Annotated in this window: 12 protein-coding genes; 6 read left to right on the top strand and 6 right to left on the bottom strand. The window is 59.4% G+C overall.

Annotation, left to right across the window (positions count from 1 at the left end; translation table 11 throughout):
* Window positions 1-96: 96 nt before the first annotated feature.
* A complete protein-coding gene (locus BZ163_RS10725; RefSeq protein WP_128870888.1) occupies window positions 97-1,281 on the top strand; it encodes a serine hydrolase in 1,185 nt (394 codons plus the stop codon).
* Between the two features lie 140 nt (window positions 1,282-1,421).
* Here the strand turns inward: BZ163_RS10725 and BZ163_RS10720 are convergent, their stop codons facing one another.
* Together BZ163_RS10720 and BZ163_RS10715 are read right to left on the bottom strand one after the other, a co-directional pair.
* Window positions 1,422-2,450 (bottom strand): AraC family transcriptional regulator, encoded by a 1,029-nt coding sequence (locus BZ163_RS10720; protein WP_128870887.1) that lies wholly within the window; start codon window positions 2,448-2,450, stop codon window positions 1,422-1,424.
* 216 nt (window positions 2,451-2,666) lie between these two features.
* Window positions 2,667-4,070 (bottom strand): MFS transporter, encoded by a 1,404-nt coding sequence (locus BZ163_RS10715; protein WP_128870886.1) that lies wholly within the window; start codon window positions 4,068-4,070, stop codon window positions 2,667-2,669.
* A 609-nt stretch (window positions 4,071-4,679) separates the two neighbouring features.
* On the opposite strand from BZ163_RS10715, the gene BZ163_RS10710 reads away from it, so the two are divergent.
* The 5 genes from BZ163_RS10710 (at window position 4,680) to BZ163_RS10690 (ending at window position 8,819) form a co-directional block, all read left to right on the top strand.
* A complete protein-coding gene (locus tag BZ163_RS10710; RefSeq protein ID WP_128870885.1) occupies window positions 4,680-5,228 on the top strand; it encodes a 2,4'-dihydroxyacetophenone dioxygenase family protein in 549 nt (182 codons plus the stop codon).
* Window positions 5,229-5,314: 86 nt separating this feature from the next.
* Entirely contained in the window at window positions 5,315-6,640 is a 1,326-nt protein-coding gene (locus BZ163_RS10705) for an MFS transporter (RefSeq protein WP_128870884.1), read from the top strand.
* A complete protein-coding gene (locus tag BZ163_RS10700; protein WP_128870883.1) occupies window positions 6,637-7,362 on the top strand; it encodes an SDR family NAD(P)-dependent oxidoreductase in 726 nt (241 codons plus the stop codon). Before BZ163_RS10705 ends, BZ163_RS10700 begins: the two co-directional genes overlap by 4 nt.
* A gap of 9 nt (window positions 7,363-7,371) precedes the next feature.
* Entirely contained in the window at window positions 7,372-8,157 is a 786-nt protein-coding gene (locus BZ163_RS10695; protein WP_128870882.1) for an IclR family transcriptional regulator, read from the top strand.
* Between the two features lie 104 nt (window positions 8,158-8,261).
* A complete protein-coding gene (locus tag BZ163_RS10690; RefSeq protein ID WP_128870881.1) occupies window positions 8,262-8,819 on the top strand; it encodes an ElyC/SanA/YdcF family protein in 558 nt (185 codons plus the stop codon).
* Here BZ163_RS10690 and BZ163_RS10685 read toward each other — a convergent pair.
* From BZ163_RS10685 to BZ163_RS10670, 4 genes are all read right to left on the bottom strand, one after another.
* Window positions 8,810-9,505: a phosphoribosyltransferase gene (locus BZ163_RS10685; RefSeq protein ID WP_128870880.1), complete on the bottom strand. Its 696-nt coding sequence runs from the start codon at window positions 9,503-9,505 to the stop codon at window positions 8,810-8,812. The genes BZ163_RS10690 and BZ163_RS10685 overlap by 10 nt on opposite strands.
* 398 nt (window positions 9,506-9,903) lie before the next feature.
* The gene (locus BZ163_RS10680; protein ID WP_128870879.1) at window positions 9,904-11,190 is read right to left on the bottom strand and encodes a sel1 repeat family protein; all 1,287 of its coding nucleotides are present in this window, start codon (window positions 11,188-11,190) and stop codon (window positions 9,904-9,906) included.
* Entirely contained in the window at window positions 11,190-13,097 is a 1,908-nt protein-coding gene (locus tag BZ163_RS10675; RefSeq protein ID WP_128870878.1) for a phospholipase, read from the bottom strand. Before BZ163_RS10675 ends, BZ163_RS10680 begins: the two co-directional genes overlap by 1 nt.
* A partial coding sequence (locus BZ163_RS10670; RefSeq protein WP_143511015.1) for a DUF2345 domain-containing protein occupies window positions 13,094-14,130 on the bottom strand: 1,037 nt, incomplete at its 5' end. The genes BZ163_RS10670 and BZ163_RS10675, both read right to left, overlap by 4 nt.

The following is a 14,130-nucleotide window of genomic DNA, read 5'->3' as shown; positions in this document are numbered from 1 at the left end:
CGTTCAGCGCTTCACGTCGGGCAAGCCAGTCCTACCACTGCACACCTCGCCATGAGCGCCAGCCGGCCATGGAGGGGTGTAGGGAGAGTAAGAATAATGAATACAGGTCTTACTTCGTCACTCAACCACTTGTTCAGTACCGTCACAGGTGGACCGCTACGCGTGCCTGGCGTGGTCGCCGCCATCACCGGGCGTGACGGCCTGGTCTATCAAGGCGCTTCGGGCCAACGCACACTCGGTCAAGCCGGGGAAATGACCACCGACAGCGTCTTCGCCCTGTTTTCCGCGACGAAAGCGATCACCGCCACCGCGGTGCTGCAGTTGGTCGAGGAAGGTCGACTGGATCTCGATGCGCCCGCCAGGGACTACCTGCCGATGATCGGCGAACGGCAGGTACTCGAGGGCTTCGACAGCGACGGCAGCCCTCGCCTGCGCCCGCCGAAAAAACCCATCACCACCCGCATGCTGCTGCTTCATACCGCAGGCTTTGATTATGAGTTTTTCAACGAACACTACAACCGACTGGCCCGGGAACAGGGACTGCCCGGCATCATCAGCGGGTCTTTGGCGGCGCTGCAAACACCCTTGCTGTTCGAGCCCGGAGCACAGTGGGAATACGGCTCCAACCTGGATTGGGCCGGCCTGGTGGTGGAGGCCATTACCGGACAGCGCCTGGGCGAAGTCATGCAGCAGCGTATCTTCGAGCCGCTGGGCATGACCGATACCGCCTTTACCATGACCCCGTCGATGCTCCAGCGGCGAGCTTGCCTGCATCAGCGTGAAGTGGATGGATCGCTGAGCGTACTCGAGGATTTCATCCTGCCGCAGGATCCCGAAGTGCATATGGGAGGTCATGGCCTGTATTCGACCGTGCAGGATTATTGTCGGTTTATTCGTGCCTGGCTGAACGATGGACAAGGCGATCATGGGCGGATCCTACGGCCGGAGACGATTCGCCTGGCGGAAAAAAACGGCCTCGACAACCTGAAGATCAAAGCCCTGCCCGGCGTTATCCCGAGCCTCACCAACACCGCGGAATTCTTCCCGGGCAAGCCCAAGTCCTGGGGGCTGAGTTTCATGATCAATGACGAGGATGCGCACACCGGTCGCCCGGCGGGCTCTCTGGCCTGGGCTGGGCTGGCCAATCTGTTCTATTGGATCGATCGCAAGAACGGCATCGGTGGTTTTTGGGCCACCCAGACCCTACCGTTCGCCGACCCCATCTCGGTCTCCGGCTATCTGGGTTTCGAAACGGCGGCCTACCGCTATCTGACCGGCTGAGCCATTCACCTCTGGGGTGGAGAGACCCGCATCGACGGCCGTTGTGGGTGTTCTGACCCGAGACGAACGACCGGTTTTTTTGGGGCACCGAGTGGGTGGGATGGACGCCACTTCCGGTGCCCTTTTTTTTGCGTCACACGCTAGCGCAGACGGCGCTGCAAGGTGTGCGAAGGCAGTTCAGCAAACCGCCTGCGATAGATCCCGGCAAATTCCCCCAGGTTCAGATACCCCCATCGAGAGGCGATGACCGCCACCGTCGTACCCGATTGCGGATCAGTCGCCAACAAATCCCGGCGCGCCCCCTGCAACCGCTGCTCGCGCAAGAATGCACCGGGGGTCATGCCACGAAAACGCGAAAAGGCACCACTCAATGACCGCACACTGGTCCCGACTGCGCCAGCCACCTCTGCCAGCGTCGGCAGGTTCGCGGCATTGGCACTCATGAACTCTTCGGCAGCCCTCACATAACGCGGAGCGATCCGGTTCATCGGACTGCTCAGATCCAGCCCCGCCCGCCCGGCGCGGCTGGCCCATTCCTGCAGCAAGTGCACGCAAAGATTGTGCTCCAGGTGCGCGCCCATGCGCCCTTCGGCCATGTGCCCGGGGGCCTCGGCCACACAGCGAACGGTGTACTCGAGCAGACTCAACCAGCTCGAACCGACCCCGCCGAGGACGCACTTGTGTCGCCAGAACCGGTCATCGGGGACGAACCCGAACCACTGCTGCGCCATCCGCTCCAGCACTGCATGGGGAATGGTCAGATTCAGCTGCAGGTGATCCGGGTCCAGGTCGATCCGGTAATCGACCCGACTGCAATCGGCAATGAAGGATTCGCCCGCCGCAGTATCTTCTGTGACCGAACGCTGCGCCCAGTGCCGGGCATTGCCGCGAACGGTCGTGAGCAGCAGCGCGTTCCCGGCATCGGGGGAAAAATCGTCAATGCTTACCGCCACGCCATAGGCAAAACGCGTCAGCGTCAGCTCGCCGATCCTCGACGAGTGCATGCTGGCGCTCGGCTTGATGGCCTGCCCTACGGGACACACCCGATAGGGCATGTAGACGCGATCCGACCAGTCGCTGATTTCATCCCATTCGGTAGAAAAATTCTTGTGATGCTGCTGAAGCGGCTTGCCGCTGACATCGGTTAACAACGCCTGCTCGAGAAGCATAGAGGCACCTGATCTTGTTTTTTCTGTCGGGCTGCTGCGTCCGCTGGTGCAAGATCATCCGGTGCCTGTGCTGGCTCGTAAAGGATTTTTTGGTTATCCATCCAGGCTCGGTGGCGAGCCCCATCGAGCGGTCCCACCTTGCCCGTGGAAAGTCGCCAGGCAGTAAAATGGGGCGTCGTTTCACTGCGCCCCATCAGTGCCAAGCCAATCGCTCTTCTACAGATCGGTGATTTCCTTATGGCGCGGCACCAGCACCTTCATCACGCTCCACGCCACCAGGTAGGCCAGCGCACAGATGGCAAACATGATCATGTAGCCGGTATGGATATCGTTGATCGTTTTGTAATAGTCGAACACCCAACCGCCTAACTTGGTCATCGCGACGCCGCCCAAGCCGCCCGCCATGCCACCGATACCGACCACCGAAGCGATGGATTTTTGCGGGAACATATCGGACACGGTCGTGAAGATATTGCACGACCACGCCTGGTGCGCCGAGGCGCCCACGCCGATCAGCAGGACCGGCACCCAGAAACTGATGTAGCCCAATGGCTGAGCCAGCAACACCAGCAGCGGGAAGAGTGCGATCACCAGCATGGCTTTCATGCGACCGTCATACGGCGCGTCGCCGCGTGCCATGAAGTAGCTGGGGAACCAGCCACCGCCGATGCTGCCCACCATGGTCATGGTGTACAACACTGCCAGCGGCAACACGATGGCCTGGCCCTTCATGCCGTATTGCGCCGACAGGTAGGTCGGCAGCCAGAACAGGAAGAACCACCACACGCCGTCGGTCATGAATTTGCCGAAGGCAAAGGCCCAGGTCTGGCGGTAGGTCAGCAGCTTGAACCACGATACTTTTTTAGCGGCGGCAGCCGAGTCGGTGCCGGCGAGCGCTTGCGCACCCTGATCGCTGCGGATGTAGGCCAGCTCCGGCGCCGACAGGCGTTTTTGCTGCTCCGGTTTTTCGTACAGCGCGATCCATACCGCCACCCAGACAAAGCCCAACGCACCGATCACGATGAACGCCGCTTCCCAGCCCCACAGGGCGGCAATCAGCGGCACGCAGATCGGCGCCAGGATCGCGCCGACATTGGCCCCGGAATTGAAGATACCGGTGGCGAAGGAGCGCTCCTTCTTCGGGAAGTATTCGGCGGTGGCCTTGATCGCGATCGGGAAGTTGCCCGCCTCACCGATCGCCAGCACGGCGCGCGCCAGCATGAAGCCGGCAATCGAGACCGGGATGACGGCAAGGCCCAACGCGCTGCTCAGGGCGCCGATCCCCTCGCCCATCGGTACCGCAAAGGCGTGCATGATCGCGCCGGTCGACCAGATGCCGATCGCCAGTACATAGGCGGTCTTGGTGCCGATCTTGTCGACCACGCGACCGGCAAACAGCATGGAAATCGCATACACAAACTGAAAGACGGAGGCGATGTTGGCGTAATCGGTATTGCTCCAGCCAAATTGCGTCGACAGATCCGGCGCCAACAGACTCAGGACCTGGCGATCCAGGTAATTGACGGTGGTGGCAAAAAACAACAGCGCGCAAATGGTCCAGCGATAGTTGCCGACAGCCTGGCCGACTCGTTGCGGGATGTGGGGCTCGTTCAGATTCATAGCATCACTTTATTGTTGGATTATGCTGATGATTGCTCGGTTTCAAGCGAGATCAATTGACTCGGGGAGCATCGGCAAAACGCTGCAACAGGCCGGCTGTATTGCGCGGCAAGCAGCCAGGATTCGAACCATTGGAGGGGGCATTGCGGGACGTGGACAAGCGGGCTGAATTCATGAGAGGTCGACACTTTTTATTTTTAGAGATGACAGCCGAATGATTCGTCTGTCGTCGTACAACTAGGCTTTTTTATATCGAGTTTAGTACCTGGCTGTCAATCTGAAACAACCGCCGCTCGTCTCAAAGACCCGGTTCACAGGACAATTTAACCTGCAGAATGCTATAGCTTGAAGCTTTGGGGTGAGGCTGCGAGGGCTGAACCTTCTTTGATGTCCAACGCTGAGGCCAGACAACGTTGTACGACGACACGCTACCAATGCCAAGTATCTGATCCCTCTCCTCTGCGGCGCACAGCTGCGCCGGCTCTGTCTTTCTCCTCCGGATTTATTCTCCGGCTCATCAAATTTCAATCAGCAACAAGTTGACACCCGAACTTTTTCGCTGCAATCATATTGTGGACATCAACTCCATAATATGGACGCACAATAAAAATGCCTGATACTACCCCCGAACGAACGGTCTACACCGCCGACGAACTCAAGCGAATGCCCTACCAGCACCCACAGCCATCAGGAATATTGCCGGATCTCGTCGTGCCTGACGCGGTGCCGACGGACGAGCGAGTCTGGGTCCCGCAAGCGGAAAACGTCTGGTTTCGTCCGTTATGCCTGAATCGCTCGGCGGGTTACTGGATCAACCTGCTGCGCGTGCGCAAGTCCGGCGTATTGAGCCGCCATCGGCATCCGGGGCCGGTACACGCCTATGTCATCAAGGGGTGCTGGCACTACCTGGAACACGACTGGGAAGCGACTGAAGGCAGCTACGCCTTCGAGCCGCCGGGGGAGACCCACACCCTTGTCGTGGATGAGGGGGTTGAAGAAATGATCACCCTGTTCAACGTCCAGGGCTGCATGTACTACGTGGATCCCTGGGGGGCGAACGTCGGTTACGAAGACGTATTCACCAAAATCGACATGTGCAGAACGTATTACGAAGAAGTCGGCCTGGGTGGCGACTACGTCGACCAGTTCATTCGCTAGCACTGCACAGCCGCCGTCCGCCTCAAGCGACGAAAGCAGCCTTGCGCCAGCTTGCATCTCAAAACAATGACAAAGAGATTAAGCCAATGAATAACCCGCCTGCCAAATCGGCGAAACTCAAACGTATTCAGTTGATCGCCATCAGCTTTCTCACCGTGGCTGGCTTCGTCAATTACATAGACCGAAGCGCCCTGTCCATTGCCAACTCGTCGATTCGCGACGAGATGGCACTCAGTCCTACAGAGATGGGCTTGCTGCTCTCCGCTTTCTCTCTGGCGTACGCATTTTCCCAACTGCCCGTAGGCGCCTTGATCGATCGCTTGGGCAACCGTCTGATACTGGGCGCTGGCATCTGCTTCTGGTCGGTCGCCCAGTTGTGCTGCGGCCTGGTGAATTCCTTCTCACAATTCATGATTGCCAGGACCATCCTGGGGATTGGCGAGTCGCCGTTGTTCCCCGCAGGGGCCAAGGTCGTGAGTGAGTGGTTTACCGTACGCGAGCGTGGCGGCCCTACCGGGATTTTCATTGCATCAAGTTGCCTTGCCCCTTGTCTTGCTCCGCCGTTACTCACGGCGCTGATGCTGGCGTTCGGTTGGCGCTGGATGTTTGTGTTTACCGGGATTGCCGGCCTGCTCGTGGGAATCGGTTGGTACGCCTGCTATCGCAATCGTAGCGAGTCCGTCCTCGATGACAGTGACGTGCGGCACTTGGCGCAACACGAGGAGGTTGAGCAGAGCAGCCAGAAGATGAGCTGGAAAGAATGGCGTTCGCTGTTTGGCCATCGCACCACTTGGGGCATGTTGCTCGGATTTTCCGGCGTGATTTACATGGTCTGGTTATACCTGACCTGGCTGCCCAGCTACCTGGAACATGACCGTGGCTTGTCCGTGGCCCACGCTGGCTGGGTGGTTGCCATTCCGTATGTATTCGGTGCCTTGGGCATGATTGCCGCGGGCCAGATTGCGGACTTTCTGGTACGCCGCGAACTGCCGGTCATCGCCACGCGCAAGTGGACCGTTTGCATCGGGTTGCTGGGCGGCGCACTGGCGACCATTCCTGCGGCCTACACCCCGGACATCGTCTGGGCGATGGTGCTGATTTCGATTGCGATGTTCTTCATCAACATGGCTAGTGCCGCCTGCTGGACGATGGTCAGCGTGATTGCCCCCAAGCGAAAGGTCGCGTCGATCGGCAGCATCCAGAACTTCGGCGGTTACCTGGGCGGCTCCTTTGCTCCCGTGATCACAGGCTGGGTGGTGCAGACCACGGGGACCTACGAAGGGGCCCTGGTGGCCAGCGGCGTGATCGCCGTGCTGGGCGCCATCGCCTACTTTTTCCTGGTCAAGGAGCCGATACCGGCAAACGACACCCCTCTCCCTCTTTCCTCCCCGGTTGCGGAGCAACATTCATGACCTTCAACAATGATCTGTTCAAAGGCAAGACGGCGGTCGTCACCGGCGGTACCACGGGAATCGGCGCTGGCGTGGCACTGAAGCTTGCAGCGCTGGGAGCCACCGTCGTGGCAATAGGTTTCAACCACGAAGCGCTGGCTGTCCCGGCCAACCTGGACCTCAGGGCCATGGAAATCGATGTCACCGATACGCCGGCCCTGCAAAACCTGTTCGACGCACTTCCCCGCCTGGACATACTGATCAACTGCGCCGGCGTTATCCGCCGCGGCGAGGAGCATGAAATCGAGGTGTTCGAGAAAGTCATCGATATCAACCTCAATGGCACCATGCGCTGCTGCCGCCTGGCACGGGAAAAACTGGCCGCCAGCGGTGGCACGATCGTCAACACCGCCTCGATGTTGAGTTTTTTTGGCGGAGGCCTGGTTCCGGCCTACAGCGCCAGCAAGGGCGCGGTGATGCAATTGACTAAATCGCTTGCCATTGCGTACGCTGCCGACGGCATTCGGGTGAATGCCGTGGCGCCCGGCTGGATCGCGACGCCATTGACCGAAGCGCTGCAAAACGATCCTCAGCGCTCGCAGCCTATTCTTCAACGCACCCCACTGGGTCGATGGGGCAAACCGGATGACATCGCAGACGCGGTGGTCTTCCTGTGCAGCCCGGCGGCCGCATTCATCACAGGAACCATCCTGCCGGTGGACGGGGGGTATCTGGTGGCGTAGACCTTCTTTATGGCTTCAAACAACGATGTACCCGGAACGGCTGCGTTCACCAAGTTCATGAACGTGCTCCAGGTCGTTTCGGACGCGCCGCAACCGCCCTCCGTGGGCGAGCTGTCCAAAGCGCTGGGCTACCCACGCCCCACCACTCACCGCATCGTCGCTGCGCTGCTGGCTGAAGGCATGCTGGTGGAGGCAGGCACCGAGGGTCGAGTCGGCCTCGGCCCGCGGCTGATCAGTCTGGCTTACAAATCCTGGGAAGGTTCTGATCTGCGCGCGATCGCCGAACCCTACCTTGTTCAGCTGCGCGACAGGCTGGATGAAACCGTCCACCTGGCCATGCGCAGTGGCCTGGAAATGATCTACATCAGCAAACTCGAGTCCCGGCGTACGGTGCGCATGGCGTCGCGGATAGGCACCCGCGTCACGCTGTATTCCAGTTCGGTGGGCAAGGCCTGGCTTTCGCAACAGCCAGTCGAGGACGTCAAGAAACTGCTTTCAACGGTCAATGTCTGCCCTCTCACGAGCAACACCATTACCCGTTTGGACTCGTTGCTCGCCGAGATCGAGACAAGTGCGGCGAGGGGCTACACCACGGACCTGGAGGAAAACGAGGACGATATCTGTTGCTACGGCTGTCCGATTGTTGTCCCTGCGCTAGGCGTTGTGGGGTGCATCAGCGTCAGTATGCCCAGTTATCGTTTCCATGCCCTGGATGCCGGCCAGGCTGTAGAAGCGATCCGGGCCTGTGCCCGGGCAATTGCCGCGCAGGCTCAGACCCGGTTGACACCTCAGTAAGGTCAGTCGACCCATGCCTTGGGTGGCGACGATTCTCATGGCTGCAACCGAATCCCGGAACCCTGGGTCAACCGCCGCTGCCACACGCTGAAGGGTGAACTGAAATGAAAAAACCGGTATTCATTCTTGCCTCCCCCAACAGCGCCGATGGCGAGCTTTCACCCATGTCCATCGGACGAATTGAGCGAGCGGTCCAATTGCAGCAAATGCAGCCCGATGTCGTGCTCTTGGCGACGGGCGGGTTCGGCGATCATTTCAACACGTCCAACACGCCACACCGCGAGCTGGTGCACCAAAGCTTGCTCAATCGAGGCGCAGCGATCGATAGAGCGGCACCCGCCGACCTGCTCAGCGCCAATACGGTCGAAGACGTTTGGATGATCATCGCCTTTGCGCAAAAACGCGGTTGGGCGGATTACGGGGTAGTCACCTCGAGTTCACACTGGAAGCGTTGCCGCTATATTTTTGAATGTCTTGATCCAACTGCCCGTGTTGATTTTTTTGCCGCAGACGACTCGGCGAATCTGGACGACGCCATCGGCAAACACGAGGTGGTTGCGATGGCGCGCCTCGTGGCGCAGGGCGGCGTCATGATCGGTGAGGTCCTGCACCCCCATCCCGATGCCCCGGCCCGGCAAAGCCCTGAGCCTGGTCACTCATGACCGGGAGGCTGTCGAGCGCGACGGGGCTCTCGCTGCCAGGCCCGCTGCAACAGCGTGACGACCTCTGCATCCGAAGTCTGGGAAAAATCCATGTACCAATGACCGATCGACATGAACCAATCCGGTACGACGGGGCAGATCAGCTCATCCACCTCACGGCGCAACGCCTCCGCCGTCTCGATCGGCCCCACCGGCACGGCGACGACGATGCGCGACGGCGCCTGCAAACGCACCGCCTGGATCGCCGCCATCATCGAGGCGCCTGTCGCCAGGCCGTCATCGATCAGGATCACCACCTGATCCTTGAGCTGCACCGGCGCGCGAGCTCCCCGATACGCCTGCTCACGTCGCAACAACTCCCGGCTTTCCCGTGCCACCACACCATCGAAGGTGGCCTGATCAATCGGGTGCGCCCGCAGCGCGTAGTCGTTGAGGATCTGAATACCGCCGCTGGCAATGGCGCCCATGGCGAACTCCTGATTGGAGGGAGCGCCCAGCTTGCGCACCAGCATCAGGTCCAGGCGAATCTTCAGGGCAGTGGCCACTTCATAGGCCACCGGCACCCCGCCACGGGGCAAGGCGAGGACGATGACATCGGCTCTGTGCGCGTATTGAAGCAGCGGCTCCACCAGAAGACGGCCGGCTGCGGCGCGGTCTTGCAAGATGAGTGGCGATGAGGGACTCATTTGAACGCCTCCTCAGGCGATCACGCCTGTTGGTTCACATCACGGGGTCGTCTCGTGGATTGTCGGTCTGACGGTGGTTGGCATCAAGCTCAGTATGAGATCCCCTGGGCCACCCGTGGACTGCAATGCTTCTGAACGGCTTCGGTTATGCCGAGGTATCTACCCGTCTTTATCAGCGGTTCCCTCTTCTGATGCTGTCACCATCTGCAACAGAGGATTTGTTGTCGGCTCAACAGACACTCCGTTTACGTATCAGTACTGCCTTGCGCCACGGAACGTAGAAACTGAAATGCCTATTTCGATAGTGGCGACACAGGCGTCAAAACCGTTCCAAAGACCGGCCGTGCCGGCGCCGCCGTCACTGAAAATGAATTGCATTCCAGCGCCGCGCTCGATATCTAGGCCTCACCGAACAATCTCCAACTAACGTTTTCCACTTGAACCGTGATTCGGTCTGCGAGTAAGAAACGGCGTTGGTACCTCGTGACCTCCTGGGTTGGCATCATTTCGCCCTTTTTAAAACGACGGATAGGGGTTCCCTGGATGCTCGCGCGAAAATAGTAGATCGGTTCGGCTTTCCAGTAGCCAGTCTGCGGGCAGGCTTGGCCGCTCTCGCAGGTTGGCCAGGGGTATGTGGCCTGGATGAAGGCGGGTGAGTCTGGGGTTGGCCGACCGGTAACAGGGTCGAGACTCTTGGCCTTGGCCAGTTGATGGATCAGTGCCTCGCTGGGCTTTTGCGGTGGGATGTTGGCCAGGCGTGCTTCGAGCCATTGGAGTTTGCCGTCCCAGACGGGCAGCTTGCCTGGCGGTAATGGGAGGATTTCGTTGATTTCGGGGACCGTAGGGTTGGCGTAGGAATAGTTTGCGAGCACCCTCCAGATTTTCTCGTAACGCGCGGCGCGTTCGAGGTCTTCCTCTTGGCCTAGGTAATACAATTCATTTGAGGGAGAGTGTCCCCGAAATGCTTCTTCCAAACGGCCGGCGGCATTCTCATTACCGGCAGCCACGCCCCTCTGTAGGACTTCCATAGCTTCGTTATATTTTTGTTCTTCTTGGAGGTAGAGCGATAGCATGACGGCCGATTTACCATGTCCCTGTTCAGCGGCGCATTTACGCATCTGCCGAGCAACCGCAGGAGCAATCTTTTTGGGCGCCAACTTGTCAGCCACGTAATATTGCGCCTCTGCACTACCCTGATCCGCAGCTTTGCGGTAGTAACGCAGTGCCATTTCTGTATCTTGCTTCAGTCCAGCTGATCCGTTCTTCAGAAAGGCTCCCGCGAAGAAATAACCCGTGGCCACACCTGCTTCGATCAGTTGCTGACTCATGCGCAAATGCTCTTCGCCACGGACGTTGAAGTGTCCACGCATGGCGCCGTTCTGCAGGTTGATGTTGGCTTTATAATTTCCGTTCTCGCTGGCGATGCGGTACAGCCGCTCAATTTCAGAATCGACACTTTTGCCCTGTTTGAGCTGGTTGTTCTTTTGCAGCCAGCGCGCGTATTGAAACAGGCTATCGGCATCGGGTGGCGACTCGGGAATCGTCTCGTGCATGCAGCTGAATGCCAGATTGGCTTTAATCTCAGTGAGCGGATTCAAGGATTTGTCCTTCATAGTGTTATTAAAGTCGCCGTCAAGATCGCAAGCGGCTAGTAATAGGCATGCCAGCAGGAAGATACGGCGCATCAGTCGAGGTCCTTTCGCTCATCGTCGCCGTAATAGAATTCGACGAGGGAGGCGCTTGGCGTCTTTTCGTCATCCTGAAGTTTTTTATTTTTGTCCATGATGTCCCGCCAAGCCTTAAACGCCTCAGACGGATCATCCTGTGCACCCTCCCCATTCGTATGCAGATCCCACAATCGTCTGCGCAACGCCCGCGTCACACTCGCCCACTCATGAGCAATATTCAGCTCGCTATCAACCTGCATGCTGCGAGTGTTGATATTGGCCGAGCCATGGGTGGTGAACACGTCATTCACGATCATCAATTTGGAGTGGATGTACACCGGCATCCATTTTTTACCTGCGGGTGAGTTGGAGGCGACCAATGAGCACACATGGACCTTGAGCCCGGGGATTTCCAAGTCCGCAACAACGGCGTCCTTCTCGATCGCCTCGATCTGGTTCTTGAGCGCGTCCTGCCGCCACTCATTGGACCTGGCGGTGTCCCTTTGAGCTTCCCTGGCTTTGTCGCTGATATCGGTCCCTCCCAACGCATCAGTGAGACTGGTCAGCGTGAGCAGGGCCTGTTTTTCGACGAGTTCACCCAGGGTGGGCGCCAGTGCCGCTGATTGAGCTTTTGCTTTCTCAATACGTTGCAATTTCGTCAGATTCGGAATGGTGTCGCCGCGTCCGAGGCTTTCAAGCATGCGTTGAGTGTTCAAGGCGCCCGGGCCGATGCCGGACTCGTCGGCATTGGTGATCACGAACAAATGCAAATGGCCGTGTTCGCCGGGGTCCTTCCCGGCCTGGGTATGGCGGGCGGCGACGGTTTTGATCAGTTCGGCCAGGGGTGGCCAGCGAAAATACTGATTCTCGATGTAGATGAACTGGGTCGCGTTGTTGACGGCTTGCAGGTAGAGCCGCTCGATATCGCGTTTGCCGTCCTGGGGCTGGGTCCGCACGAGCTGCGCCAACTGGCGGATTTCACCGGCGGTGCATTGGAGTTTGGGTCCCACCTGCATGGCCTGGCGGGAGGCGAGCAAGTCCTCGCCGGTTTCTTTACGCCAGGCGGTGGCGAAGTTGTGGTGCAGGTGTTCCAGAATCGGCCCGCTGACCTGGCTGGAGATGTCCTGGCGGGGTGTATCGCCACGCGGGCCGGCGTTGGGTTCGGGTTTGTCGCCCTTGTCGCGCTTCAGCGCCGTGTGCCCGTCGGTGTCCCAGTATTCGTCGAGCATGTTATGGCCCATGACAAAACCGACGGCACGATCTGTCATTTCGTAGTCCACCAAAACAGTCTTTTGATGGTGGGTCGCTGCCGCCGCCAGCGCGACAAGCGTAAGTGGGCTGAGCTTCGGGTCGAGACTTTTGTATTTCGCTTGATGGGCCACTTCGGCCCTTTCAAACAGGTTGAAACCGCGACTGACGAAGACGGGCACGTTGCGGGCTACGCGGATGGCGGGGGCCAGGTGGCCGGTGAACGCGCATCGGGCGAACCATTCGCGATCCTTGGCGTACTGGTCATCCGTGGAGGGTTGCATTTCCCGGTCCATGATGCGCAATGGTCCTTTACCGGGCAGATTGGCCTCGTCGCCCGCACCGGCGGTATTGAACGGCATCTCCCAGCCCAGTAGACGAACTTCGACACCTGCCTTGGCTTTGTCCATGAGTAGCGCGCCGATGTTCGGCGCCTTGGGATCGTCGCGGATAAAGTACATCGACGGCTGAAATCCCCAGCAGATGATGTCGATGGATTTCGTGGCCGCCGCGATAGCCAGGTGCACGGCCTTGAAGGTTTCTTCGCCATTGATCAAGGGGTGATAGGTGGCCTTTACGGGATGGTATTCGGTGTTCTGCACAAACCAGGGCGAGATGCAGGTCACCTCGTTGGTGTGCTGCAGTGCGACGGGTGAGACGATGTCGGGGTGATTCATTGTGTTTTCCCTTCCTGGTCAGTGATGCCTTCCAACACCGCCGCGTACAGCGCGCGGTGGTCCGTGTGCGAGGTGGGTTGGCTCACCTCGGGGTCGGTTTGCGAGGGGTGGTTTTGCAGGCCTTTATTGGCCAGGTGCGCTTGCTCGGTGTTGCGGTAGTCGGTGGGGACCGGAATCTGGAACCGCAGGCCGTTGGCCAGATCCAGGCGGTAACTGCGGGTCACGACTTGATGGTCGATCGATAGCTGACCGGTCTTGTCCAGCACGCCTCGCTGGAGCAAAGCGCTGTCGGCGTACAGCGTGTAGGGCATTCCCGCCCAGCCTTGGTCGGGAGCGTTGGGGGCTTGCGGTACGCTGAGGTGCAAAATCTGTTTGGACAGGCTCTGCGGAAAATCCGGATGCGTGGCCTTCATGCTGGCGGGGCCGCTGTAGTTGAAATCCGCCGACTTGACGTTGTAATCGCCCACCGTGCCCGATTCGATGCTGTACGCATCCAGGGTGATGTAGCTGCCACCGGCGTTGAGGGTGATTTTCTTCTTGGCGGTGATGTGGATTTCGTCTTCGGTACTGGTGATCGACAGGCCATGGCGAGCCATCAGTTCGAGCGAGTCGTTTTGCGCTTGCACGCTTACCGGGCCGTGGTTGGCGATCAGCTTGATGCCCAGCTTGCGCACGAACAGGCTGAGCCCCTGCCCCACGCCGATGAACAAGCGCTTGACCACGCTGAGGTCGGCTTCGCCCCCGGCGTTGAGCATCAGGTTGTTTTGCGCGGCCAACTGGAGATGCTTGCCGCTGGTGAGGGCGATGCCCTGAGGCGCGCTGAGCAGCAGCACGGACGACTTCAGCTGCTCCAGCTCTTGCCGGAGCAGGTTCAGTTGCGAGGTCACGTCGGCGGGATCTGCGTTGGCGGCCTGGGCATCGACGGAGAGCGATTGCAGTTGCTCGCCCGCCTGCTGCAGGCGGCCGGTTGCCGCGCTCATTTCCAGGACTTGCCCCTGCGCCAGGGCCTGCTCATCGGCACTGATAAACAACC

Origin of the sequence: Pseudomonas sp. VI4.1 (assembly GCF_002029345.1) — a bacterium.
Classification (GTDB): domain Bacteria; phylum Pseudomonadota; class Gammaproteobacteria; order Pseudomonadales; family Pseudomonadaceae; genus Aquipseudomonas.
The sequence above is the reverse complement of the archived record's forward strand: the minus strand, read 5'-3'. Positions and strand labels throughout refer to the sequence as shown.